The 26,906-nt window shown below is 39.2% G+C and carries 22 protein-coding genes and 3 tRNA genes; 7 read left to right on the forward strand and 18 right to left on the reverse strand.

Annotated elements, in window-relative coordinates; genetic code table 11:
* Positions 1-19: 19 nt before the first annotated feature.
* The 11 genes from SanaruYs_RS04195 to SanaruYs_RS04245 all read right to left on the reverse strand — a co-directional run bounded on the left by SanaruYs_RS04195 (position 20) and on the right by SanaruYs_RS04245 (position 11,464).
* Positions 20-2,380 (reverse strand): GumC family protein, encoded by a 2,361-nt coding sequence (locus SanaruYs_RS04195; protein WP_127121233.1) that lies wholly within the window; start codon positions 2,378-2,380, stop codon positions 20-22.
* Position 2,381: 1 nt separating this feature from the next.
* The gene (locus tag SanaruYs_RS04200) at positions 2,382-3,167 is read right to left on the reverse strand and encodes a polysaccharide biosynthesis/export family protein (protein ID WP_127121234.1); all 786 of its coding nucleotides are present in this window, start codon (positions 3,165-3,167) and stop codon (positions 2,382-2,384) included.
* Positions 3,168-3,324: 157 nt separating this feature from the next.
* A complete protein-coding gene (locus SanaruYs_RS04205) occupies positions 3,325-3,849 on the reverse strand; it encodes a helix-turn-helix domain-containing protein (protein ID WP_127121235.1) in 525 nt (174 codons plus the stop codon).
* Positions 3,850-3,970: 121 nt separating this feature from the next.
* Entirely contained in the window at positions 3,971-4,465 is a 495-nt protein-coding gene (locus tag SanaruYs_RS04210; RefSeq protein ID WP_127121236.1) for a UpxY family transcription antiterminator, read from the reverse strand.
* Positions 4,466-4,488: 23 nt separating this feature from the next.
* Positions 4,489-5,253 (reverse strand): 3'(2'),5'-bisphosphate nucleotidase CysQ, encoded by a 765-nt coding sequence (cysQ, locus tag SanaruYs_RS04215; protein WP_127121237.1) that lies wholly within the window; start codon positions 5,251-5,253, stop codon positions 4,489-4,491.
* A 17-nt stretch (positions 5,254-5,270) separates the two neighbouring features.
* Positions 5,271-6,515: a sulfate adenylyltransferase subunit 1 gene (locus SanaruYs_RS04220; RefSeq protein ID WP_127121238.1), complete on the reverse strand. Its 1,245-nt coding sequence runs from the start codon at positions 6,513-6,515 to the stop codon at positions 5,271-5,273.
* 67 nt (positions 6,516-6,582) lie between these two features.
* Positions 6,583-7,488, reverse strand: coding sequence for a sulfate adenylyltransferase subunit CysD (gene cysD / locus SanaruYs_RS04225; protein ID WP_127121239.1), 906 nt, complete (start codon positions 7,486-7,488; stop codon positions 6,583-6,585).
* Positions 7,485-8,078 (reverse strand): adenylyl-sulfate kinase, encoded by a 594-nt coding sequence (gene cysC / locus SanaruYs_RS04230; RefSeq protein WP_127121240.1) that lies wholly within the window; start codon positions 8,076-8,078, stop codon positions 7,485-7,487. The genes cysD and cysC overlap by 4 nt, the downstream gene beginning before the upstream one ends.
* Before the next feature lies 1 nt (position 8,079).
* Positions 8,080-9,840, reverse strand: coding sequence for an SLC13 family permease (locus SanaruYs_RS04235; protein ID WP_127121241.1), 1,761 nt, complete (start codon positions 9,838-9,840; stop codon positions 8,080-8,082).
* Positions 9,841-9,856: 16 nt separating this feature from the next.
* Positions 9,857-10,687: a 3-deoxy-8-phosphooctulonate synthase gene (gene kdsA / locus SanaruYs_RS04240; protein WP_127121242.1), complete on the reverse strand. Its 831-nt coding sequence runs from the start codon at positions 10,685-10,687 to the stop codon at positions 9,857-9,859.
* 237 nt (positions 10,688-10,924) lie between these two features.
* Positions 10,925-11,464, reverse strand: a complete 540-nt coding sequence (locus SanaruYs_RS04245; RefSeq protein WP_127121243.1) for a KdsC family phosphatase — start codon at positions 11,462-11,464, stop codon at positions 10,925-10,927.
* Positions 11,465-11,538: 74 nt separating this feature from the next.
* Between SanaruYs_RS04245 and SanaruYs_RS04250 the strand changes: the two genes are divergently transcribed.
* The 6 genes from SanaruYs_RS04250 to SanaruYs_RS04275 all read left to right on the forward strand — a co-directional run bounded on the left by SanaruYs_RS04250 (position 11,539) and on the right by SanaruYs_RS04275 (position 16,117).
* Positions 11,539-13,992 (forward strand): penicillin acylase family protein, encoded by a 2,454-nt coding sequence (locus SanaruYs_RS04250; RefSeq protein WP_127121244.1) that lies wholly within the window; start codon positions 11,539-11,541, stop codon positions 13,990-13,992.
* Positions 13,989-14,339 (forward strand): hypothetical protein, encoded by a 351-nt coding sequence (locus SanaruYs_RS04255; protein ID WP_127121245.1) that lies wholly within the window; start codon positions 13,989-13,991, stop codon positions 14,337-14,339. Before SanaruYs_RS04250 ends, SanaruYs_RS04255 begins: the two co-directional genes overlap by 4 nt.
* Positions 14,340-14,609: 270 nt before the next feature.
* Complete coding sequence (locus SanaruYs_RS04260; protein WP_127121246.1) at positions 14,610-15,725, forward strand: acyloxyacyl hydrolase; 1,116 nt, start codon at positions 14,610-14,612, stop codon at positions 15,723-15,725.
* Between the two features lie 71 nt (positions 15,726-15,796).
* Positions 15,797-15,885: transfer RNA gene (locus SanaruYs_RS04265), tRNA-Ser, on the forward strand.
* A gap of 13 nt (positions 15,886-15,898) precedes the next feature.
* Positions 15,899-15,972: transfer RNA gene (locus SanaruYs_RS04270), tRNA-Arg, on the forward strand.
* 71 nt (positions 15,973-16,043) lie between these two features.
* A tRNA-Pro gene (locus SanaruYs_RS04275) sits at positions 16,044-16,117 on the forward strand.
* A 79-nt stretch (positions 16,118-16,196) separates the two neighbouring features.
* Here SanaruYs_RS04275 and SanaruYs_RS04280 read toward each other — a convergent pair.
* From SanaruYs_RS04280 to ygiD, 5 genes are all read right to left on the reverse strand, one after another.
* Entirely contained in the window at positions 16,197-18,848 is a 2,652-nt protein-coding gene (locus tag SanaruYs_RS04280) for an ABC transporter permease (RefSeq protein WP_127121247.1), read from the reverse strand.
* Complete coding sequence (locus SanaruYs_RS04285) at positions 18,803-19,141, reverse strand: PadR family transcriptional regulator (RefSeq protein ID WP_127121248.1); 339 nt, start codon at positions 19,139-19,141, stop codon at positions 18,803-18,805. Before SanaruYs_RS04285 ends, SanaruYs_RS04280 begins: the two co-directional genes overlap by 46 nt.
* A gap of 23 nt (positions 19,142-19,164) precedes the next feature.
* The gene (locus SanaruYs_RS04290; protein ID WP_218022357.1) at positions 19,165-21,825 is read right to left on the reverse strand and encodes an ABC transporter permease; all 2,661 of its coding nucleotides are present in this window, start codon (positions 21,823-21,825) and stop codon (positions 19,165-19,167) included.
* Positions 21,822-22,160: a PadR family transcriptional regulator gene (locus SanaruYs_RS04295; RefSeq protein ID WP_127121249.1), complete on the reverse strand. Its 339-nt coding sequence runs from the start codon at positions 22,158-22,160 to the stop codon at positions 21,822-21,824. The genes SanaruYs_RS04290 and SanaruYs_RS04295 overlap by 4 nt, the downstream gene beginning before the upstream one ends.
* A 130-nt stretch (positions 22,161-22,290) precedes the next feature.
* The gene (gene ygiD / locus SanaruYs_RS04300; RefSeq protein WP_246011840.1) at positions 22,291-23,118 is read right to left on the reverse strand and encodes a 4,5-DOPA-extradiol-dioxygenase; all 828 of its coding nucleotides are present in this window, start codon (positions 23,116-23,118) and stop codon (positions 22,291-22,293) included.
* 622 nt (positions 23,119-23,740) lie between these two features.
* Here ygiD and SanaruYs_RS04305 point away from each other — a divergent pair.
* Positions 23,741-25,240: an OmpA family protein gene (locus SanaruYs_RS04305; RefSeq protein ID WP_127121251.1), complete on the forward strand. Its 1,500-nt coding sequence runs from the start codon at positions 23,741-23,743 to the stop codon at positions 25,238-25,240.
* Positions 25,241-25,390: 150 nt separating this feature from the next.
* Here SanaruYs_RS04305 and SanaruYs_RS04310 read toward each other — a convergent pair whose 3' ends face one another.
* A complete protein-coding gene (locus SanaruYs_RS04310) occupies positions 25,391-26,233 on the reverse strand; it encodes a pirin family protein (RefSeq protein ID WP_127121252.1) in 843 nt (280 codons plus the stop codon).
* A gap of 78 nt (positions 26,234-26,311) precedes the next feature.
* On the reverse strand, positions 26,312-26,875 hold the full coding sequence (locus SanaruYs_RS04315) for a hypothetical protein (protein ID WP_127121253.1): 564 nt from the start codon (positions 26,873-26,875) through the stop codon (positions 26,312-26,314).
* Between the last annotated feature and the right edge of the window lie 31 nt (positions 26,876-26,906).

Raw genomic sequence — 26,906 nt, forward strand, 5'->3', positions numbered from 1 at the left:
GCTTGTATGGAGTCGAACATTATTCGTAATAACCCCCACCATTGTTCTTTGAAGTTCCATAACCATAGCCATAATGATAGCCATAACCATAGGAGTAACCATAGCCATAACCGGGGCCCGATTTATAGATATCGTTCAAAACAAGACTAATGTTTTTGATTTTACCATCTTTATAAAAATCATCTATAGTTCTAAGCAGAGGCTTTGGCGTATAGTTCTGACGAACTATAAATAAGGTATGATCCACCATTCCCGAAAGAACAAAGGCATCCGTCACCAGAGCCAATGGAGGGGAGTCAATAAAAATGAAATCGTAATTTTCCTTCACCTTGCTTAAAAAATCACTCATCCGGTCAGATAAGATCAACTCGGAAGGATTGGGTGGTACAGGACCTCCACTTATTAAATTCAGGTTTGGATAGTCCGTTGTCCTGGTAATCTCTTCCAGTGTTGCCAAGCCAGCTAAATAATTGCTTAAGCCTATTGAGTTATCTAAATTAAAATCTGCAAAAATCTTTGGCTTTCGCATGTCTGCACCTACAATCAGTGTCTTCTTACCGGAGAGTGCAAACACAGAAGCGAGGTTAATAGAAGTGAACGTTTTACCCTCCCCACTTATAGAACTTGTAATCAGAAATACGCCTTTTTCTTTTCCCTGCAGAAAGTAATTAAGATTAGATCGCAAAGCTCGAAACGATTCTGAGATGGCCGATTTTGGTTTAGAAAGCACCTCCAGATTAATATCTAAACGTTTATGCCCCACGCCTCCAATAAATGGAATGGTGGTTATTCTCTCAACATCTTCACGCGACTGAACTCGCGTGTTAGATAGTTCAAGCATCACAAAGAAGATAAATGGCAGTGTTAAACCGATGGATAAGCCAAGAAAGTAGTTTCTACTGGTAGATGGTGAAATTGGACCATTAGCAATTGGAGGATTAACAACAACTATGTCTGATGTATTTGATGCTTTAGATATACCGGCCTCGGCTCTTTTCTGAAGCAGAAACACGTAAAGGCTTTCTAATAAAGCGTAATTCCTTTTTATATTGATAAACTGTCTTTCAGCTAAAGGCAAAGTACTTAATTGTTTTTCTATCTCTTTTATATTCTTCCCTAAAAAATCAAGCTTTATTTTATCTACCGATTTCTGGTTATCGATTGATTCTAGTATATCTCCCTTAAGCACATTAATTCTTTTTCTACCATCGGCAACAAAAGGATTTTCCAGTTTATCCGATCGGGTCAGCATTTTAATGTCTGTCTGTATCTTAATAATCTCTGAAACAAGTTCGATTAAAATCTGATCGGTAATACCCACAGAACTGGGCAGGATAACTTTATCTAACTCAGTATTATTGTTGATATAATTTATCAGGTAGTTGTAATAACTAGCTCTAATAATTAACTCTGATTTCTGTACCTCAAACCCTTCTACTTTTTGATATAAGCGTAGTGCTTCACTATTAAGATCTGTAACAATATTCTTGTTTTTAAAAACTTCCAATTGACGCTCAGCTTTGGACAAAGAGTCGCTAATATTGTTTAATTGATCATTAATAAATTCTATTGTATTGGTTGCTGTGACATTTTTCTTTTCCAGATCATATTGCTGATAATTCTCGATTAATCCATTAAGGAAATCAATTTCTTTATTTGAATTGGCTCCTCGAATAGACAGATTGATGACTCCAGCACCTTCTTCAGCCCATTCAGCTTGCAATCGGCCAGCATATGATCGGGCTACGTCAAAGGGTGTTTTATAAGAAAAGGCAAAAGAACCACCAATTGAAGTGTCTGATAAATCTTTATTTACATTAAGCTTAAAGACGACATCCTCAACTGTGATCTCCTCTCCAAATTTTTTTTCTTCGGTAATTTTCTCACCATCCTGAAAATAGGATAAGCTGAACTTATCATTATTTATAAGATCAAAGTTGAAGTCAAGTACTTTATCTTGTTCATTTTTAATAATATCTATCGAGAAAGGAAGTGTTTTATAAGATTCTGTGGTCAAAAAATTTCCTATTCTGAAAAAGGTTTTATCAAACCCCTTTTGCTGAACGGATCTTTGTATTAAAGGAATTGACCTGATAATATAAATCTCGTTCAAATAATTTCTGTAAAATTTTACTAAAGGATTGTTGTAAAGCAATTCTCCTCCGGAAGCCTCCTGTGTTTCCTTGATAATAATGGAGGCATTGATAGAATATATGCGCGTAGCGTAACGATTAATTAAGAAGGCTACAGTTAAACCTGTTAGAATACTCAAGGCAATTAAGTACCAATAGCGAGTTGCCTGGTAAATGATTCTTTTGGGATCAATATCTAAACCTTCTTTTGATATTGATCCATTTTTATTATTAAAGTCCTGAGTCACGTTAATTTGTCAATAAGTTAATAGTTAAAACAACAAGTGTTAAAGCAGAAATAGCCAACGATACATTTTGGCCCACATACTTTCTATAAGGACGCTGTCTAAGTGCAGGTACTATAATAAGATCATTTTGATTAATGAAAAAGTTAGGGGATTGCATAAAATCCTCATCTAATAAGTCAATGTACTGCACATCAGTTTGACCATTTCGAATTCTTATCAGTTTAATATTTTTCTTATCAGCCAAATCGGTTAGACCTCCAGCCAGCCCTATTGCCTCCATCAGGCTAACACGATTATTACTAAGCGTTATAGTGCCTTCTCTATTAACTTCACCTAAGAAGGTAATCCTGAAATTAATTAACCTTACCTTTACAATTGGATTCTGTAAATATTGATTGGCTATTTTTTGGAGAGTATCCTGAGCCTCATAGATTGTAAGACCTGCAACTTTTACTTTACCAACAACAGGGAATGGTACCATACCTTCGTTATCAACCAATTCACCTATAAGCAAAGGATTAGCTTGTTGACTTAAAGATTGCCCGGCCAATTGTATGTCTTTAGTAAAAAAATCATACTGCTGAGGTGTTAAACTTTCAAAGCGTACTGATAGAATGTCTTCAGGCTGAATTTTATACGCAAAGTCTTCATAACTATACTCTCTAACAACTGTGTCTTTAGGTAAGACTTTTGAATTCACATCATTCTTTTGTAGATACACATACTTTCTGTTAGGTACACAACTCCCTAAAAAAGCCAAGGATGCAAAAAGTACAAGTATCCTCATGGTATCATTCATTTTAACCTTAAATATAGTCATTCCAGCAATTATTTTATCGTGGTATCCTTACAGCTCCGCCTCCTCAGTCCCAGTGAGTAAGTTGCATTTACTTTTATTTATTATTGGTTATTCGTGATTAACACATTGCACGAATCACCATTTTTTAGTCAGTAGTCCATAGCAAAAGCGGAGCAATTACCTTTTCCTGCTGCTCCCATTGGGCCTTGCTGATGATGCATATTTTTATGTCTCGTTGTATTAACTTCTTTGCTTTCTCTACTAATTTTAATGCATAGTCCTCGTCTATGGCACCTACTAACAATAACTCAATAGTCCCACTATCCTTTCCTTTAGCATAATCACCAATGATATACGCAGCCTGTAGGTCACCTAGTTTGAAAACAATGTTCTCGATGATCTTATCCAAACCTAAATATTTGTGAACGAGACTTTTCAGGTCTTGAAATAATGGATGATTGGTATTAGCTCTATACTCTACTGTTCGCCCATTCTCAGCGGAAACGAGATAACCTGCCTTAGACAGGTTATTTAACTCATGTCGGATAGAGTTAGTGGATTCGTCAAATTCTTCTGCCAAACCCCTCAGGTAGGCAGTTGAGGTACTGTTAGTGAAGAACTTCAACAGCATCTTAATACGCGTTCTGGATGTAATAAGGCCCTCTAGCACGGTTTAAAGTTAAAGTAAAGATTTAATGAGTAAAAATTTTACTCATTAAAATTCAAAAAATTCACCTCTACACTTGGCCAAACCTGAAATGATGGATTTTGGCTAGCTGGGTGTAGAATCGCTAAATAGCCTGCAGTAGTTTCGGGTCTAATGCTACCCTAATTGAGCCTGTAAAAGATTCAAGGTGAACAACAAAGTGTTGCTTATCTTCTATGCTAACCAACTGACCTTCAATGCCTTTAAGAGAGCCGTCTATAATTTTAACTTTGTCTCCGGACTTCAAATCCGGAATACTCATGGATTCTAAGAAGAGACCTGATTCCAGAAAACGGTTTATAAGGGTATATTCCTTTTCATGAAGTACAGCAGGTTTATCGTTATGGCGAATATTCCAGCTAATGCCTGGAGTTTGTAGAATTACAGGTATTTTCTCAATTGTATCGTAAACAAAAATATAAGAGTTAAAGAGCGGTACTTCTACCTTTTTCTTTCGATCGCTCCATTGCTTCATTACCTTTTGCATAGGCAAAAACGCTTCAAAACCATTGCGGGTGAGTACTTCGAAAACCTTTTTTTCGTGACGGCTTTTGGTGTAAAATACAAACCACTGCTTCATGTCTTTATTGAGGCTAATACTTATCAGGCAATGCAGATAAAAAATGGATTCAATAAATCAGGTTTATTGTATTGAACGGGCTTATCAGAATCTTTTTGCAAAACCCTGTAGCCGACCTCATTTACTATAGCATGTGCTGCAGCGGTATCCCATTCCATTGTTGGTGCAAAACGAGGATAAACATCGGCAGCTCCCTCCGCTACTAATAAAAACTTTAAACTACTCCCTTTAGAAACTAATTGAGGTTCATTCAGTTTGTTTACAAAAGCCTGCGTTTCCAAATCGATATGTGATCGTGAGGCTACAACCCTTACACCAGGTTTGCTCAAGTCAACGGAGGGTCTGTATGCCAGCTTTCTGGTTAATTGGTTTTCTTTTATAAATGCTCCCTGGTTCTTTACCGCATAAAAAACCTGATTGGTTACCGGTATGGCAACGACACCTAAGATTGGTTCTTGGTTATGAATTAAGGCTATGTTTACAGTAAACTCACCATTGCGTTTGATAAACTCTTTTGTACCATCGAGGGGGTCTACCATCCAAAAATATTCCCAGTTTTTTCTGATCTCATAAGGTATTGTCTTACCCTCTTCACTAAGCACAGGTAAGTTTGTTGAGGCCAATATGCCAGCAATTGTTGCATGACTTCTCTTATCTGCCAGGGTAAGTGGAGACTGATCGCCCTTACGTTCTTCCTGAAAATCAGCAGTATTGTAAACTTCGAGAATATCCAAACAAGCTGCTTCTGCGGCTTCAATGGCGTTTGTTAATAAGTTATTTAGATTCAAAATTTCTGTGTGTCCTATTAAACAATCATGCCTGATGCAACTGTCTCATTTGTTTGCTCGTCAATAAGTATCAAACTTCCTGTAATACGGTTTTTACGATAACTATCGTATTGAAGTGCCTGTGCTGTTCTTATACGAATTCGAGCAATATCGTTCATGTTCAAGTACTCTGCATTTTCAATTCGTTGCAAGGAATTGATATCAAGCTTGTATTGAATTTCCTTTAATACAACTTTTACTTCCTTGTTAGTATGCCTTACCAATAGTCGAGCATTAACAGCAGTTGGCTTTTGATTCATCCAACAAACCATTACATCAATATCCTGATCTGATTGAGGATGGTTGTTAATTTTAGCAATGATATCGCCTCTGCTTATGTCAATTTCATCCTCTAATGTCATCGTAACTGACATGGGAGCAAAGGCTGATTCAACTTTATCTTCACCTACGAATATATTTTTTACCTTCGATTGAAACCCTGATGGCATTACCAACACATCATCACCCGGACGAAATATTCCACCTGCCACTCTTCCAGCATACCCTCTGAAATCATGATGATCAATGGACTGTGGTCTTATCACGTACTGAACAGGGAAGCGGGAGTCGATATGATTATGATCGCTCTCAATATGCACTGATTCAAGCATATGTAGCAATGTTGCTCCTTGATACCAATTCATCTTTTCAGAGCGGTTCACTACGTTGTCGCCAACCAAAGCGCTGATTGGAACAAACTGTATATCTGAAACTTCTAGCTTAGACGAAAATGATTTATAATCTTCAACTATTTGATCATATACCTCTTGTTTGTAATCAACCAAATCCATTTTATTAACACAAACAATAATATGCGGTATCTTTAGTAGAGACGCTATAAAAGAATGTCTAAAGGTTTGCTCTACCAAGCCTTTACGAGCATCGATCAAAATCAGGGCTAGATTAGCAGTAGAGGCACCTGTTACCATATTGCGGGTATACTGAATATGACCAGGTGCATCTGCAATAATAAATTTCCTTTTTGGAGTAGCGAAATATCTATATGCTACATCAATGGTAATGCCTTGCTCACGTTCAGACTTTAGTCCGTCAGTTAATAGTGATAAATCAACATAATCAAAACCTCTTTTCTGGCTAGATGCCTCAACAGCTTCTAATTGATCTTCAAATATAGATTTGCTGTCATATAATAAGCGGCCAATCAAAGTGCTTTTGCCATCATCTACACTGCCTGCTGTTGTGAAACGTAATAGTTGATTCATTCTTTTTAATTGTCAATTGTCAATTGCCAATTGTTGGTTTTCACTTAAACCAACAAGAGACAGTACACTAAAAATAGCCAGATTTTTTTCTATCCTCCATCGCTGTTTCAGATCGTTTATCATCTGCACGTGTTCCCCTCTCTGTTTTACGAGAAGCGGCAACTTCTTCAATTATTTTCTCAATTGTATCTGCGTCAGATTCAACAGCACCTGTAATGGGCATGTCGCCACATGTTCTGAAGCGAACTCGTTTTTTTTCTGGCATCTCACCCTCTTTCAATTTTAGCCATGCTGAAGTAGATAGTAATGCACCATCACGAGAAATTACCTCACGTTCGTGGGTGTAATACAGTGTAGGTATAGGAATATTCTCTTGTTGAATATATTGCCAAACATCCATTTCCGTCCAGTTTGAAATTGGAAAAACCCTGAAGTGTTCCCCCATTTGCTTTCTCCCATTAAAAATATTCCAAAGTTCAGGTCGCTGATTCTTTGGATCCCATTGACCAAATTCATCTCTGTGTGAGAAGAACCTTTCTTTGGCTCTTGCTTTTTCTTCGTCTCTTCTTGCTCCTCCCATCGCTGCATCATACTTATGCAATTCAATAGTATCTAACAAAGTAACTGTTTGCAAGGCATTTCGACTGGCATTGTAGCCTGTTTCTTCGCGTACGCGCCCTTTGTCAATGCTTTCCTGAACTGAGCCAACAACTAATTTAACTTGAAGCTCGTTGACAAGCCAATCACGATACACCATTGTTTCAGGGAAATTGTGACCTGTGTCTATGTGTACCAGAGGAAAAGGTATGCGTGCCGGATAAAATGCTTTTTTTGACAAGTATGCCAAAACAATTGAATCTTTCCCACCTGAAAACAATAATGCTGGCTTTTCAAATTGTGCTACCACTTCACGAATAACGTAGATAGCCTCAGCTTCTAATTCTTTTAAATGGCTTAAATAGTATTGATTCATGTAAATGAAATCTTAGGAACGATTAAATCAAGTAGCAAATGTAAGGATTCCTCTAGACTCTGAATATCTGATTCAATGCGAATATCCGGATTTTGAGGTATTTCGTAAGGTGAACTTATCCCCGTAAAGTCCTTAATTTCTCCTGCTCTTGCTTTTTTATATAAACCCTTAACATCTCTTTGCTCACAAACTTCTACTGGGCAATTCACAAAAACCTCAATATAGTTTGACTGCCCTACAATATGCTTAACTCGGTTTCTATCTGCCTTAAAAGGTGAAATAAATGCAGCTATGACAACAATACCTGCATCCATCATTAATTTAGATACTTCAGCAATTCGTCTGATATTTTCACTTCTTCCTTCATTTGAGAAATTAAGATCCTTGTTTAATCCCGTGCGAATATTGTCTCCATCTAATAAATACGTTTTAAAACCCATAGCATGTAATTGATACTCTAGCTGAACTGAAATAGTCGATTTACCAGAACCAGACAAACCTGTTAACCAGATCAATTTAGGTTTTTGCTTTAACATTAATTCACGTTCAGCAAGCGAAACTTTTGTTTGAAATGGGAAAAGATTGTTCATACTATAACTTGTAAAAAAGTACAATAAATGTAATGCACACAATTGAATAGAGAATCGTAAAAGGAGTGCCTGCTCTTAAAAAATCCTTGAATGTATAACCCCCTGGTCCGTATACCATTAAATTAGTTTGATAACCAATTGGCGTCATGAAATCACCTGAAGCTGCGAAGGCAATGGCAACAAAAAAGGGTGTAGTGTTTAAAACCATTTGTGAAGCAATGGCCATTGCAATAGGAAACATTATAGAAACAGCTGCTGCGTTTGTAATGAGAGAAGTTAGTAAAATAGTAGTAATAAAAAGTACTGACAGCATAACTACAGGGCCAAATTCTTGTCCATATTTTAATAGCGTTGATGCCATCATATCTGCAGTACCCGTTTTTTCCAACGCTATGCCAATGGCCAAAGAGCAAACCAGGATCAGCAACAAACTCAGATCAAGATTTTGTCTTATTTGACTTAGTGATAATCTTCCGGAAAACACCAGTACACATAATAAGACCAGACAAGCCGAGAATAAGGGTATAATGCCAGTAACGCCCAATATTAAGGCTCCGAATACACCTATGCCCAACCACTTATACCAGAAAGGTTTTTTTGCTGAAAGTTTTTGCGGCACCGAAAGGTAGAAAAGGTCTTTGTGCTGATCATTTTTTATACTTGATTCTCCAGCAAGTAATAATAGAAAGTCACCACCAGCTAATTGTGCTTCTCCCATTTTTCCTCCCAAACGTTTTCCATCCCTATGCACTGCTACAATAGATGCACTAAAACGACTTCGAAAATTTGAATCTTTTATTTTTACACCGGTTAAATCAGAACCCGATGGAATTATCGCTTCCACGAAATTGAATTGTCCTTCTTTTTCTATATGCTCTTGCTTTGGCAAACGAAGACCATTGTCATCTTCAATTAGTTTATAAATGGCACTTGTATTACCAGAGAAGAAAAGTAAATCACCACTATGTAGTACTTGTTCTGGGGAAACTGGTGAAATAACTTGCTCATCCCGTAGTATTTCTACCAAAAATACATCTTGTAAATTTCTTAACCCGGCATCCTTAACAGTTCTACCAATGAGCTTAGAGTTCTCAGATAATTCTGTTTCAACGATATACTCTTTTAGATGCTTATAAATTGTAGTTAACTTATCCTTATTATCTGGCAGAAGAGCGTAACCTACAAAATAGAAGTATATCCATCCGATTACAGTTACTATCAAACCTAGATAAAGAAAGTCTGTAAAGTTTAATAGTGGAAGATGATAGGACTCAATCAATCCATTTAATACCAAGTTGGTGGAAGTACCTACAACAGTAATCATACCTCCTAAAATTGTGGCATGAGAAAGCGGTATTAAAAATTTAGAAGAAGAATTTCCGGTTCTTGAGGCCCAATCTTTTACATAGGGAATCAAAAATGCTACTATAGGCGTATTATTGAGTAACGAAGATGTTGAAGAAGAGAAAATCATTAATCTCAACAAAAATGCTTTTGGAGTTAATGACTCTTTAAAAAATCGACTAAGAAGTTCTGTACCTACTAATGAGCGAATACCCGCAGTAACTAACACTAATAAAAAAATAATAATTATCTGCTGATTAGATAAACCCTTTAACAATTCTGCAGGGCTTATAATACCTGTAATGACAAGTGCCATCGCACAGATAAAAAAGGTTAGTGCCGGGTTAAACCACTCTTTGTAAAGTGCCAGCACTAGGAATACGACAATTAGTAGAACAAAAATTTGAGAGAAAACCATTTTAAAACGTAAAAGTCTACGCTTGTTTATGAAGTGTCCAAATTGCCAAAATAGTTTTCAAAAACGCTTCCATTTCATGCAAGGGAATCATGTTCGGACCATCGCTTAATGCTTTCTCTGGATTAGGGTGTGTTTCAATGAAGAAACCATCGACCCCTACTGCAGCCGCTGCTTTTGCCAAATAGGAAGTAAACTGACGGTCGCCTCCACTTTTACCACCCAAGCCACCCGGGCGCTGCACGCTGTGTGTAACATCAAAAATAACAGGTGTGTATTGGCGCATGATCGGCAATGAACGCATATCTACTACCAAATTATTATAACCAAAAGTGCTTCCACGTTCTGTCAGAAATACATTGTTGTTGCCCTCTCCTTTTACTTTGGCTACTGCATATTGCATGTCTTCTGGTGCCATAAATTGACCCTTCTTCACTTTAACAGCCTTGCCTGTACGGGCCGCTGCTTTTAGCAAATCTGTTTGACGACATAAGAAGGCTGGAATCTGTAGCACATCTGCTACTGTAGCTGCTTCTGCACACTGATAACTTTCGTGTACATCGGTAACAATAGGCACTTGCAAATCTTTCTTTACACGTTCTAATATCTGTAAGCCACCTTCCATCGAAGGGCCACGGTAAGAACCTAATGAAGTACGGTTGGCTTTATCGAAAGAAGCTTTGAACACATATTGAATACCTAACTGCTCGGTTAGTTTTTTCATGTGCGTGCCCACTTCCATACAAATCTCGTAGCTCTCTGCGGCACAAGGGCCTGCAAATAAAACCATCTTATCACCACCCAGGGTGATCTTGTCTGTTACCTGAACTTTATCTTTAAAAATCTCCACTGCTTTTGGTTGTTAGTTGTTCGTTATTGGTTGTTCGATGATAGTTGTTCGATTAGTTGAATGGAATACGATTATAAGTGCTGTAGTCTTCTTCCTGTTCTTTTACAATGTCTTCAAAGACTTCGTTGAGGTCAAGCGATAGTAAGATCCACTTGCTGAAAGTCTGTTATCGGTTTCATAGCTAAATCCCTTCAAAGATACATAAATACGTACTTTCTTTATCCACTGATTGCTACATCAGCCTTTTAGAATCTTCTCAAATTTACCTTGTGCAGCAAGTACTAAATCGCCTACTTCGCGCACTACTCCTTCGCCTCCATTATATTTGGATATCAAATCAACTTTATCTTTGATATAATCGAATGCATCAGCAGGGCACACAGCCAAACCAACCAATTTAAATGCCACTAAATCAATAATATCATCACCAACATAAGCCATTTCTTTGGCTTTTAATTTATGGTGTGCTGCAAGCTTTTCAACTACTGCGCCTTTGTCTACAATACCCTGGTGGCAAAAATCGAATTTAAGTTCTGCAGCGCGATTAGCAGTAACCACCGAATCGCGACCAGAAATAGCGCCCACTAAAATGCCAGCTTTGCGCAAATGAGATATGATTTGTCCATCTTTTACGTTGAAGTTTTTAATCTCCTTACCGTTGGCATCGTAAATAATTTTACCATCGGTGAGCACGCCATCAACATCAAAAAAAATGGCTTTAATCTGAGCGGCTTTTTTAACCTGCTCTTTCGTGTATTGGGCTAAAATCTTCTTCAAAATGAATTATTACAGGATCGGAGTTCGAAAATTAGGAAAAGGTTTTTACTTTATAGCACTAAACCTTGCTTAGCATGAAGATTATCTGGTTTTTGGTCTCTTTGGTACTCACTTTGGCCTTGATTTTTGCACTTAACTCAAGTTGGCCCCTTGGTGGCACGCGCATCCCTCCTCTTGGTAAATTCTTAAGTCCTTTTGAGGGTTTCTGGCAAAATATTGAAGCTAAAGATCAGACTCTCAGTGCTGAACTAAATATTAGCGGACTTGATGAAGAAGTCTCTATTTATGTGGATAGTCTTTTAATCCCGCACATTTTTACTAACAACGAAGCTGACTTGTACCTGGCACAAGGCTTTGTTACGGCCAAACACAGGTTGTGGCAAATGGAATTTCAGACACATGCAGCAGCAGGACGTATTTCGGAAATAATTGGTGCCGGTAAAGACAATGCGGTGCTGAATTACGACCGTGGTCAGCGCAGACTGGGGATGGTTTATGGAGCACAGCATGCATTGGAAGCCATGGAAAAAGATGCTAACTCGAAATTAGCTGTCGAAAAATATACCGAAGGTATTAATCAATATATTCAATCACTTAGTTACAAAGACCTTCCTTTCGAATACAAGCTGCTGGATTATGCACCAGAGCAATGGACGAAATTAAAATGTGCCTTACTACTTCGCAGCATGGCGCAAACACTTAATATGGGTGATAAGGATATTGAAATGACCAATACCTTAAAACTCTTTGGCAAGGAAACTGTTGATTTACTTTTTCCTGATATGGAAAATGTAGGTGATCCCATTGTTGATAACACTGGCCAATGGAATTTCAATCCAGTCACACTTGAAAGTGTACCCTCTGCCCTGCCTAATGAATTAATTAAGTTATCAGGAAAACTACCGCCCTCAGACCCAACCACTGGTAGCAATAACTGGGCGGTGAGTGGAAGCAAAACGGCCAACGGTGCCCCTATGCTAAGCAGTGATCCTCACTTAAATTTAAGTTTACCTTCCATCTGGTATGCCATACAACTGCATGCACCTGGTATAAATGTAATGGGGGTTTCATTGCCTGGTGCTCCCCATGTTATTATTGGTTTTAACGATTCAGTATCCTGGGCAGTTACTAATGCACAACGTGATTTGGTTGACTGGTATAGCATTGAATTTAGAGATAGTACTAAAAGTGAGTACCTGCTCGACAGCAACTGGGTGAAAAGCAACATTGTGGAAGAGCGTTTTAATGTGCGCGGACAGAATGCTTTTATTGATAATGTTGTGTATACACATTGGGGACCCGTTACCTACGATGATACCTATCATGCTGAAGACAACCTAAAGCACCACGCTTTCCGATGGATTGCCCATGATGAATCGAATGAATCGCTGACCTTTTATAAACTTAACCGAGCCAATAATCATCAGGATTACATGGAAGCACTAAATCATTACAGTGGCCCTGCTCAGAATTTTGCTTTCGCCTCTACAGGTGGTGATGTAGCCATGCGTGTGCAGGGTAAGTTTCCTGTAAGAAGAAAAGATGAAGGCAAGTTTGTATTAGATGGCCGTAAAACCTCCAATGGATGGCAGGCCTTCATTCCCAACGAACAGAACGTAATGTATAAAAATCCGGAGCGTGGCTTTGTCAGCTCAGCTAATCAGTATCCGGCAGATGCAACCTATCCCTACTACATCACGGCTTCTAATTTTGAAGCTTATCGAAACAGACGCATTAACCAGGTGTTAAGCGCGCTTAGCAATGCCAAACCCGAAGATCTGATGAATTTGCAGAACGATAATTATAATCTAAAAGCTGCAGAGAGTCTCCCCTATTTTCTTGAACAAGTTGCTGATCTAGCCAACCTCACGGAGGCTGAAAAAGTGGCGCTAGATAAACTGAAAAGCTGGGATTACTTCAACAACGTTGATAGTGAGGGTGCTTCCTATTACGAAGCGTGGTGGGACGCTTTGATGCCGATGACCTGGGATGAATTCCGTAAAGAAAATGTATCGCTCTCCCGACCTACCACTTACCACACCATTAAACTTTTAAAAGAACAACCTGAACTTGCTTGGTTCGACAGACAAGAAACACCTGAGAAGGAAAATGCTAAAGCATTACTGCAAGCAGCATTCAGAAAAGGTGTGGCTGATATTGAAGCATGGAAAAAGAGTAAGAACTCAACTACCGTTCCTTGGGCAGAATTCAAAGATTCTTATATAGGTCATTTGCTTCGCATTGATGCCCTCAGCATTAAAATTAAACATGGTGGAAATCATGATATTGTCAACGCGCACTCACGTACGCATGGTCCTTCATGGAGAATGATTACCTCTATGGAAAAAGAAGGTGTAAAAGCCTGGGCTACTTACCCCGGAGGACAATCGGGTAATCCTGGTAGCAAGTACTACGATCAGTTTGTAAGCCACTGGACTAGTGCCAGATATTATCCACTTGCTTTTCTTCGCAGTAAAGAAGAAGCTACGTCATTAAATCACCTCCACCTTAATCCATCAAAGAAATGAAATTCTTAATGCAATTTTTATTCATCGTAATAGGATCATTCGTGATTCAGCTTTTTTTACCCTGGTGGAGTATTGCTATAGTTGCTTTTGCTGCCGGTTATCTTTTAAAATCGTCACAAAACTTTTTAGCCGGGTTCTTAGGTGTTGCGTTGTTATGGGGTGCTTATGCTTTCTGGATTGATTTGGGTGGCGCTGCGCCACTAGCTGATAGAGTGGCTGGCATTTTATCGATTAGCAAACCATTACTATTTGCGCTTACCGCAGTGGTTGGTGGTTTCGTGGGAGGTTTTGCTGCACTGAGCGGCTCAATACTTAAACAAGATAAAAGGAAGAATTTGTATTACTGATTTGATTTAAAATCTTGTTGCCACAGATTTCACAGAAAGGAACAGATAAGATGAATTGGAATTAATAACTAAAATGTTAATCTGGTTTGATCAAACTAATTTTGAATAGCAAAAATTTCAACCAGTAAGAATATCCGTCAGACCGCTCCAACGCGCAGTAAACATCGGTCACACGGATTCTACGTAAAGAAAGGCTATCATTACTTAAAATTTGATACTAATTTTACAACCATGGAAACTGTTTCTTCTTAATCCTCTATTCGTACTATTTTGATTAGAAAAACATTCTTCTTTTGCTGCCTCCTCCTCGTAATCAGGCTTAGCTTCTCATCACATTGTTTTGGGCAGGATAGCCTTCGTTATACTTTCGAATTTAATGCACACAAGGGTTCAATTCTTCCGCATCGCGACACCTTAAGAAAAACGGCCAGGGGTGCACATCCTACCACCATTGAGCTTGGTTTTAGTTGGCGAGATGCTTCCAGAAAAGGTTTTGAAAAAGCCAATCGCTATACGGAGAATGGTATACTAGTTGGCTACACACATTTTGATAAAAAGAATATTCTGGGTGAAGGCTTTTATTATATGATGTATACGGAGCCGCAACTGACTTTAAATAAAAAAATAAATTTTTCGCTTCGGGCTTCAGCTGGAATAACTTACCTGAACAAGGTGTATGACTTTACCGATAATCCTGACAATCGATTTTACAGTAGTCCGGTAAGTGGCTTAATACGAGTAGGATTTCATGCTAATTATTCAATTACCTCATCATGGCAAGTAAGTGCAGGTGCTAACTTCAACCACATTTCTAATGGTGGTATGCGTGTGCCTAATCTGGGTATGAACTACCCTACGGTTTCGATGGGGTTTAAATATCTTATTAACGATGTAGATTTAGTTGACCGGGCAAAAAAGGATATCTACCATAAAAGTTTACGCTACCATGCGCACTTGTTTACTGCGTCACGATTGGTGCGCGATTGGGATGCAGATGCGCCACGCAAGCAAATGATCGGTTTGAGTATGGCCTTATCCAGACAATTCAATCATTTGAGTAGTTGGATGGTGGGAACCGAACTCTCTCATGATGGCTCTTTGCCCATAACAGGAAAAGTATTTGAAAGATTTGATGACAGTCCAGTGATTATTTCGGTAACAGGCGGACACTTGCTCACGATTGGCCGTGTTGAGTTTTCTCAGTTGTTGGGTGTCTATTTATTCAAGCAATATGGTAATGATATACCTGTATTTCAGCGCTATACGCTCTTATATGCAGCTACTAAAAATATTCGTGCGGGTTTTTCCTTAAAAGCCCATGCAGAGGTGGCCGAGTTAATTGATTTACGTTTAGGTATAAATTTTGGAGTATCTTCGAAAAGATAGGTTGAGAAATCAAACCCATCGCTTATATTTGCAACTCTTTTTTTGGGAAGAAGTCCTAAAAAGAACTTTAAGGAGAGGTGGGTGAGTGGCTGAAACCAACAGTTTGCTAAACTGTCGTACGGGTCAAACTGTACCGGGGGTTCGAATCCCCCCCTCTCCGCTTAAAGAAAAATGGTCCGATAGCTCAACTGGATAGAGCATCACCCTTCTAAGGTGGCGGTTCGGGGTTCGACTCCCTGTCGGATCACTAAAATAAAATGGTTGAGTAGTTTTATTATTGATTAATAATTCTACTTTTGCAGCCCTTAAGAAATTGTTCGGGGCGTAGCGCAGTCCGGTAGCGCACCTGGTTTGGGACCAGGGGGCCGCAGGTTCGAATCCTGCCGCCCCGACAGAATAACAAAAACCTTCTCATGAAAATGGGAAGGTTTTTTTATTTGGTACTACATCTACATAATCGCAGTAAATTACCTACTCCGTCTTTAATCCCTCCACCGCATTTGCTCTCAACACTTTTCTAATTTGGGTTGATATGGTGAGTAGCAGTACTACAATTAATATAGTTACCGCAATGGTTGTTCCTGTAAAATCAACAGGCATGTGGTACTCGTAAGAAGTAGTAAAAATCAGTTTGATTAAAGTATAACTGATCGGTGCCCCAACGGCCAGTGCCAAAATAAATAACACTGTATACTGGCGATAAATAATTACTGCAATGTGTTTTAACTCTGCACCCAATACCTTGCGGATACTGAACTCTTTTAAGCGACCTGTTACATTCAGTTTTACCAATCCATACAAACCTAAACTCGCCAGGGTTATAGCTAAGATGGCTATTACACGCCACACCACACCATGTATAGCAATTTCGCCATAATAATTTCCCCATACATCTTCCTGATAGCCTCCTTCAAAGGGTACTTCTGGAAATAATGTTGCCCAATGGGCTTGCATAGCACTATACACTTTTTGTTCTGTGCCTGAGCTTACTTTTAAAGACAGGAAACGGTAATCCTCTTTATTAGCCACTGTAAAAAATGTGGGTTGTATTTCTCTGGCGAAACTATAACTATGAAAATCTGCCAGCACACCCACTACTTCATACTGCAACGTATCCATTGTGAATTGTTGACCGATGGGATTTGTCCAGCCTGCATTTTTTATAAAAAATTCATTCACGACTACAGCTTGTTTATCGCTGCCTTCAAAATCCTTAAAACCCCTACCCTCTTTTAAGGTTAAACCCATGGTCTCAAAATAACGGGCATCTACCCTTAACTGATTAGCTTCATAATCGCGGTCGGGGAAATGTAGAACGCGTGTAACTTGATTTTTACCTAAGTGATGCACTGCACCAGAAATACCAACCACATCTGGCTGTTCTGCCATCTTAGTCTGCAATTGTTCAAATGCAGCTGCATTAGGAACTGTCGCATACATGGTTTGAAACTGGTTATAGCCCCATCCTCTTTCGGCCATGTAACGGCTATTCTGCGTAAACATGACTGCTCCTGTTATAAAAACACAAGCCAATATCAATTGCAAAGCCAAAAACATTTTAGTGAGCATATTCTTCTGGCCAAATCTGACCGATCCCTTAAGAATACCAACGGCCTGAAATTTTGAAATGTAAAAAGCGGGATAAGCACCGGAGGCAATCGCTGTGAACAACACAATGATTGGCAGGTAAATCCATAAGTTTTTATCTGCGAAACTGAAATCCATATTAAAGTCCCATAAAAACTCGAAACCGGGAATAAAGAAGGTATAGGCAAGCACAAGGCCGAAGAGCAATGCAAAGAAAGTCATCACTACATTTTCTGACAAAAACTGAATAATAACGGCAAGTCTATTGGCACCAATAGATTTTCGCACACCAATCTCTTTTAAGCGTCTGGCTGCTGATACTATGGCAATGTTGATAAAATTAAAACACGCCAGCGCTAACATAAACGTACCAATCACCATCATGTACCTTACCGATGAGTAGTTGCTTTTACTGCTTCGTGAAATATCATCGCGTATGTATTCAGACTGCTCATGCAAAGTGGCCAGCGGTTCAAAACCAAAAGATGAAATTGCCCACTCTTCTTCTACTGCTTTGTTTTGAATGCTACGGTACTTATCCATCCGTTGTTGAATAGCTAATATATCCAGAGGATTTTCTACCTGTATAAAAGTTGCATTGACCAGGGCACTCCAGTCATGCAGATCGTAATTAGTTTCAGCGCTTAACAAATTTTCGTAATTGATAAGAAAATTAAAGTTGATGGTAATAGACTTTGGAAATGCTGCCGCGACTCCGCTAACCTTAAACTCTTTACTAACATTATTATCAAATTTCAAAAGCATAACCTGACCAATAGGATTTTCATCTCCAAAGTATTTCAGTGCCATGTCTTCACTTAAGATAATGCTGTTCGGATCTTTTAAGGTAGAAGACAATCCCCATTTTAAAGGAAAAGTAAACATGTCCAAAAACTCAGGATCGGTAAACCGGATGCGTTCGTGAAATACCTGATCCTCCTGCTTAACAATACCATGATGATCTTCTACGCGGCAGACTTTTTTGATCTGCGTAAAATCGTTTCTCAACATTTCGCCTAAAGGTCTGGGCGAGCCACCAAATTGCTGCTCTTTACCATCACGGTTAGCGAAAAAGGTGGCGAGGTAGACATTATTTTTATGTTCATGAAACTGATCTGTGCTGTAAGTCCAGTTAGCAAAAGCGTAGACAAAAATGGAAAACCCAATAGCGATTGAAAGACCAACAAGGTTGATAGATGAGGTCAATGGGTTTTTCATCAAACCTCTTATAGAAACCTTAAAATAATTTTTGAACATGGGGTAGTGGTTTATTTTTTGAAGGAAGGTGGTATTTCTAAGCAGGGATAGTCTGAGTAGTTTGAACATTTCTGCCCAGTACATTCGTTTTGTTTTACTTGGTGAATATTGTTGCAGGTTGTCATAAAAGACTTCTTCCATGTCACCTTCTATCTCTTCGAGGTATTCTTCTTTAATAAAAAAGCGCAAGAGTCGCAACGGAAGTCTTGGTGGCACAATATCCTTCGGCTCGTTCATATCAACTTCAGTTCGTGTGCCAGCACCGGCATGGCTTCCCATAACCCGGCTCTGATATCTTTCATCTCTTTCAATACTTTGTGTGCGTAAGAAGTTGTTGCGTAAATACGCTTACGCTTCCCTCCTCTTTTTTGTGTGGCCTCACCAAACTCAGAAGTAAGAAAGCCCTTTTCTTCCATCCGTTTTAAGGCAGATTGTATAGAGCCAACACTTAGCTTTTCTTTCAGTCTGGATTCTAGCTCGCGCTTGATCTCCACCCCATAGGCCTCCTGTTGTAAGGCCGCAACAGCCAACAGTACAAGTTCTTCAAACTCGCCAAGTTTTGTTTTCTTCATAAGCTTATACTTATATAATTAACTCACTCATTTCTCAATGAAGAAACAGGATTCATCACGGCCGATTTAATTGACTGAAAACTTATGGTAAATCCGGCTATCAAAACAGCTATTAATCCCGCCACTACAAAAATCCAGGCTTGCATCTCCATGCGGTAAGCAAAGCCGGCTAACCATTCTTTCATTACATACCAGGAAACAGGGATGGCAATAATAATTGCTATCAACACCAGTTTGATAAAATCGCTGGAGAGCAATAAGATAATTGTGCGCATATCTGCACCGAGTACTTTACGAATGCCTATTTCTTTGGTGCGCAATTCTGCAGTGTAAGTGGCCAGACCTAATAAACCGAGACAGGCAATAAATATGGCCAGGCAGGCAAACACAGTAAAGAGTTGCTTAAACATCAGGTCGCTTTTGTATTGCTGATTAAAGTCGTTATCCAGGAAACTATACAAAAAGGGTCTATGGGGTACAAGCTTACTCCATACTTCGTTTACCTCTTTAATTGTTTTATCCATGTTTTCAGGATTAATCTTAACCGACATGTAACGACTGGAATAGGGATCGAATGGAAGTGTAAGAGGCTCTATATTTCTGTGAAGCGAAATGTAATTGAAGTCTTTCACCACGCCTATCACTTCTCCTTTCCTTCCCCATTGATCAAATTTCTTACCCACAATGTCAGCAGGATTGGTGTAGCCATATTGTTTTGCAGCCGCTTCATTCAGTACAAGTGCACTGGTTGAATCAGAGGGATACAATCTTGAATAGGACCTGCCGGCTACCAATTCCAGGTTAAAATGATTAACGAAATCAATCCCAACCTGAAAAATGGGTTGCACCATCATTTTCATTTCGCCATCTGCATTTTCGATGGTAGTACCTGCATTTGGAAAGTAACTACCTGGTACACTTCTTGAAAATGCTACAGATGAAATGGCCTGACTAGCCTCCAGTGTATTTTTTAAAGATTCAGAATAATAATTAACTATTTCATCATAATTGTAATCGACAATCAGCATTTGCTCTTTGTCAAAACCTAAGTCTCTATTCTGCAAATGATCCATTTGCGTATAAACAATGATGGTTCCTGTAATCAATGCAATGGAGAGACTAAATTGAAAAACGACTAATGCGCGTCTCAGGTATCCTCCACCACCACTGTTGTGCATAATTCCTTTTAGAACAGCCACAGGTTTAAATCCGGATAATACAAAGGCGGGGTAAAAACCTGCCAGTATGCCTATGATAATAATTAATGCAAATGCAAGAAGAGGCGCTTGCCAGGTTAAAAGTGGTGTGAGTGTAAATTCTTTACCTGTTAGTCCACTCATAAAAGGTAATGCAACAACCACTACACCTGCAGCCAATAGCATGGCTAAAAAAACAATAAGTATGGATTCACCCAGAAACTGGAGAACCAAACTGCCCTGTGCAGCACCAATAGATTTTCTGATGCCTACTTCTTTGGCTCTCTCCATAGACCGCGCTGTAGAAAGATTCATAAAGTTGATCATGGCGATGATCAAAATGAAAAGTCCAATGATTGAGAATATATAGATGTTTGAAAGACTTCCTGTTTCGCCCGGCTGTCTGTGTGCATTGGTTCTCAGGTAAACATCTTTGAGCGACTCAAGGGCAATGGTATACTTCGAATCTGAATCTCCTATGTTCTTTGTGATGAAATCAGGTATTTTCTGCTGAAAGGATCTTTCATTGAATTGTTCATTCCCTAAAAAGTAAGTGTAGAAATCAACGTAACCCCAGTTTTCGAAAATTTCCGGTCGTGATTTCCTGAAAGTATTCAGGGAGATCAATACGTTGAAATGAAAATGAGAGTTGTTCGGAATATCTTCTATCACCCCTGTTACCACATAATCACCGGCAGCAGATCTTCCTGAAGACTCGCTTCCTTTAAGAATCTTTCCATAAGCTTCCTCGTCTCCAAAATATTTTTTAGCAGCCGATTGGGTCAACACAATACTATAAGGAGCTGCAAGCGCTGTTCTGGCATCACCTGTTATAAACTTCCAATTGAATACATCAAAGGCAGTGGAATCCATAAAGAAAACACCATCTTCCTGATAAGTCTTGTCACCATGAGTAAGCAATATGTCTGACCTTCCTGAAAACTGAACAATCTTGTCAATTTCAGGAAAGTAATCTTTTAGTGCAGGACCAACTGGTGCATTGCCCCAAACCCAAAACGGATTTGCTTTGGCATCTTTTGCTGCATCTCCGGTTGATCTTGAGCCATGGGTAATGCGGTAAATTCTTTCACCATTCTCATGGTAATTATCATATGACAACTCATGTTGTACAAACAGAAAAATCAAAAAGCATGATGCAATACCGAGCCCAAGCCCTGATATGTTTATGAAAGAGTAAGCCTTCTTTTTCAGCAAATTTCTCCAGGCAATTTTTATATAATTTTTATACATAGGGTAGTGGTTAAAGTTGGCCGGTTGCATAAATTTTTTTAGAAGATTCGGCCTGATGAGTTTAAGTGTTTCATAGGCATACAATCGTCTTGCTTTACCAGGGGAATATCTTTCAATATTTTCCTGAAATATTTCTTCCAGATCGCCTTCAATTTCCTCCAGGTATTTTGGGTTCAGAAAAAACCGTAGAAATTTTAAGGGCCATTCAGGTGGATGTATGTCAGCATATCCACTCATATCATGCGGAGTTCATGTGCCAGTGATGGAATTGACTCCCACAACCCTGCCCTGATTTCTTTCATTTCTTCCAGTACTTTGCGTGCATAGGAAGTAGTGTAATAAATACGCTTACGCTTCCCTCCTCTTTTTTGTGTGGCCTCTCCAAATTCAGAGGTAAGGAAACCTTTCTCTTCCATACGTTTTAATGCAGATTGTATAGAACCAACGCTGAGTTTCTCTTTCAGTCTGGTTTCAAGCTCGCGCTTAATCTCCACCCCATAGGCCTCCTGTTGTAAAGCAGCTACGGCCAGCAATACAAGTTCTTCAAACTCGCCAAGTTTTGTTTTCTTCATAAACAATGTATTATTCGTAATTGCAGTTAATATAGTTACACAATATTATTCGCAATTGCAGTTATTTTACTAAAGCATTGATATTCAATGCTTTAATTTTACATTAAAAATTTGAAATTTAAAATTGCTCTTAAGCAATTTTTACCGAAGTCATCGTAAGAGAGCCTGCCTGTGCCTTGTCGTTGAATAAGGAGATTTCTTCTTTCTCTTCTTTTAAACCAAGCACATATAACAATGGCAGGTAATGATCTGGTGAAGGAATGGCCAACTCAAATGCTTTACCCTGCGCTGCATAGTTAATCAATGGTTTGTGATTACCATCTAATATGTATTCACTCATTTTAGTCCGAGCCTCTTGTGCCCAGTCGTAAGCATAATTATCTACGTTGAATTTATCCCAGGCAACCATGCGCAGGTTATGCACCATGTTACCGCTACCAATAATCAGCACTCCTTTTTTGCGAAGGGCCGATAACTCTTTTGCCAATTCGTAATGATACTGTGGACCTTTGGTATAATCTAAACTCATTTGCACTACAGGCACATCTGCATTCGGGTACAAATGTTTCACCACACTCCAGGCGCCATGATCCAGTCCCCACTTATGATCAAACTCCACTTCGGTGCTTTGTATCAAGGCTTTTGTTTCTGCAGCGAGTGAGGGACTACCGGGCGCAGGATATTGCACTTCATATAAAGCTTTAGGAAATCCACCAAAGTCATGAATGGTTCTTGGCTTTTCCATGGCGGTAACCAACGTACCCTTTGTTTCCCAATGAGCAGAAACCACGAGTATGGCTTGTGGTCTGGGAATGCTTTTGCTGACTGAACGAAAACCTTCTACAAATTCATTTTCTTCAATGGCATTCATAGGACTGCCATGACCCAAAAATAAAAGTGGCATTTGCTCACTGCTTACCAGCGATTGTTCGAGTGTTGTTAGGGCTTGTGCTTTCATACGTATACCTGCAAAGCCAACTACGGCTGCCAGTTTTAAAAAAGTGTTTCTATTCATTTGATTGAGCAGACCTAATAGCCGTGATTATGAATTTAATAACAGCAAGCTTATAAAAAAAGTGCCTGTTCTTTAATCGGAGAACCTTTAATAATAAAAATTACCATCAACGCTTTCAATAAATCATCGTCCCTGCGGAGACGATGATTGGAATAAAAAAGTGCCCACTCAGGTCTGAGAATCTTTACTCAACTGGTCTGTGAGGACACAGACCAGGGATAAGGATTGTTTCATCACAACTCACAACATCTCCTAATAAAATCATCGTCCCTGTGGAGACGATGATTGGAAAAGAATAAAAACGTGCCTACTCAAGTCTATGAATCTTTACTCAACCGGTCTGTGAGGACACAGACCAGGGATAAGATTGAGAACCTTTAATCAGAATAACCATCAACGCTTTTAATAAATCATCGTCCCTGCGGAGACGATGATTGGAAACGAATAAAAAAGTGCCTGTTCATGGTAGTAAGGCATACCCAGTAGACGGTATTTTACTTAAATAGATGAGTATGGATTAGCCCGAAACTGAACATTGAACTAATTTAAAACCCTAATCTATGTTATGAAAGGCCTTCTTATTTCTGTTCTACTTCTACTTTGTTTTTATAGTCATGCTCAGAGCCCTGCAGGCATCTGGTACTTCGGGCAAAATGCTGGTGTCGATTTTTCATCTGGAAAACCTGTAGCCATTACAGACGGGCAATTGAATACAGAAGAAGGCTGCGTTACCATCAGCGATGTTAATGGCAAACTTCAGTTTTATACTAATGGTGTTTCAGTTTGGAATAAACAACATCAATTGATGCCGAATGGAAATGGTCTGGTGGGCTCTCCTTCCAGCACTTCATCGGGGGTGGTGATTCAACATCCCGGTAATGCTAATCTATTCTATTTATTCACCGTTCCTGCTATTGCTGACTCAGCTGGGTTTCGCTATTCAATGGTTGATATGCAATTGGATAGCGGTCGAGGTGATATCATAACAAATCAAAAAAATATTAAGCTACGAAATCCGGTTACAGAGAAGCTGACCTCTACACTTCATCGCAATGGTAAAGACTATTGGATATTACTACACGAATGGAACAACGATGCATTTGTTGCTTTTAAAATAACGGCTCAAGGTCTTGATACAACACCTGTGCTATCCAACGCAGGGTCTATTCACCAGGGCACTACCCTAAATACACAAGGCTATATGAAAGTAAATCCTGATGGCACCAACCTGGCTTTAGCACTTGAAGAAAGTAATGTAATTGAAGTATTCGATTTCGATAATGAAAGCGGGAAAGTATCAAAACCGATTAGTATGTCATTGCCCAATGGATCATACGTATATGGTATAGAGTTTTCACCTGATGGTTCTTTGCTTTATGTATCGGCAGCCGGTAAAGGTGAAATTTATCAATATAATTTACAGGCAGGATCTGAAGAAGCCATTCGTGCCAGCGGTATAATGATCGGTAAAACAAATCCTTCTGTTTGGGTTGGTGCTTTACAAGTAGCGATTGATGGTAAAATTTATTTCACGGTGTATAAAACCCCTTACCTGGGTGTAATTGAAAATCCAAATCAGCAGGGTATTGGTTGTGGGTTCAATCAACAAGCAGTGGAATTGAAGGGAAGACTTTCTACCTTGGGTTTACCTACATTCAGCCAGAACTTTTTTTACAGACGTGAGAACAGAAAGGTGGAGTATTTTAACGCAAACAATGTTGTAAAAGGTAAAGCACTAGTTTTGCGTAATATTCTTTTCGATTTTGGAAAAGCTAGTCTGAAAACAAGTTCAAATGCAGAGCTTGATAAAGTCGTAGCCGCTATGAAGGCCAATCCTTCCTTGAAAGCAAAAGTAACAGGACATACAGATAACATTGGCAACAAGTCATTTAATATCACACTGTCGCAAAACAGGGCTATATCGGTTGCTGCGTATTTGAAATCGAAGGGTATAGCAGCTACCTCACTAATTACCGAAGGTTTTGGTAGTGCGCAGCCTGTGGCAGGTAATGATACTGATGCAGGGCGAGCATTGAATAGAAGGGTGGAGATAACGTTTGAGTAAAGGGATTTCAAAGTTAGAAGTTAGAAGTTATGATTCATCGTCCTTGTGGAGACGATCATTAGACAGAATGACGTGTTACTCATTTTCAAATTCTCAAATCTCCAAATTTCCAAATCAATCACCGCATCAACGAATTAGCACATCAGCACATCAGTTTCCAAACTTCCCCGCCTGATAATCAGCGTAGGCTTGTTGAATTTCCTCCATGGTGTTCATTACAAATGGGCCGTGTGCCACCATGGGTTCATTAAACGGAACTGCGTGTCCAAATAAAATAATTGAGTCGCTTAATGTTTCTATCACTAAATCTTCACCCTGATTGGTAAACTCCACTAGGTGTAGCATACTCGCTTTTATCTCATTAACCATAACCTCACCGCGAATCATATAGAAAAATATATTTCTTTCAGCTGCTACCTTAAGGGATAACGAACTACCCTTTTTCAAATACAATGTAGCAATAGTAACATCACTTATTGTTTCAAAAGCAGGCTTCTGTTGCTGCCACCCACCTGCAATACACTGTGCCTCTACCCCATCCGCAAGTTGTACCATCGGTATCTCGTTTTTTTGCAGACCTGTATATTGAGGAGCAGTCATCTTATGTTTGGCCGGGAGGTTTAACCACAACTGCAATATCTCCAACGGACCGCCTTCTTTTTTAAACTTCGTTGATGATACTTCTGCATGAATTAAACCTCGCCCCGCGGTCATCCATTGCACACCTCCTGCTTCTATTACACTTTCATGTCCGGCAGAATCCTGGTGCATGATGTCCCCCTCAATTATAAAAGTAACTGTTTCCATACCCCGGTGTGGGTGCGGACCGAAGGGCAAACCATTATTATTAGGTTTATAAACCTGTGGTCCATGGTGATTTAAAAACAGAAAAGGATCTATTTGTGGTAAAGAAGGTGAAGGAAGTACGTTATACGTTACTAAGTCTGCAATAGGTGTGTAACGTGCTTTATGAAGTGTTTTTATCTTTCGCATGAGCATAAAAATTTCTCGTGCAAATTGCTACAAAGTATTTTAACCTTGCTTGATGTAGATTAAGAAATTAATATGGATTTAACGTTGACGAACAAAAGAATCAGTCTCCACTTTTGGAAATAGTTTAAAATAGGATAAACGCGTTGTGATTAATTGTTTGCGTTTAGTAACTACAAACTGGCCTTCGAGTAAATCTGCATGCGTCATCAGCATGGAAAAAGTAAAAATACTTCCATCTGGTTCTCTGTGTATGTATTTAAAGCCTGCACCATCAGCAAATTCAGACAACTCCCCTACTACTGGATACTTACTGGCATCGCGGTTACTCATGGAGACTTCCATAAAATCGCGTTTATTGTCCATAGTTTCTTTAATAATGGCGACTCTGGCGTAGTTGTCTTTTTGTTCTACTGTGCGGGAAATCTGCTTTCCAGTAAGCCAGTGTCTTTTGCTTTTGGTGATAATGCAGGATACTGAATAAATACCTTCCACTGGTTGTGCAGCAGTGCCATCGCGGTGTAGGTAGCGATGAATCATGTCTTCAAAGCTTACCTGCTCGTGTTGGAAGCGCTTTGATCCTGTGCGTTGTGCTAAAACGCTTGTGCTTATGATCAGTGCCAGGAAGACGAGGGTATGTCGCATATACTTATGAATTAAACTTTAAATCAATGAA

Origin of the sequence: Chryseotalea sanaruensis (assembly GCF_003990915.1) — a bacterium.
GTDB classification, from domain to species: Bacteria; Bacteroidota; Bacteroidia; order Cytophagales; family Cyclobacteriaceae; genus Chryseotalea; species Chryseotalea sanaruensis.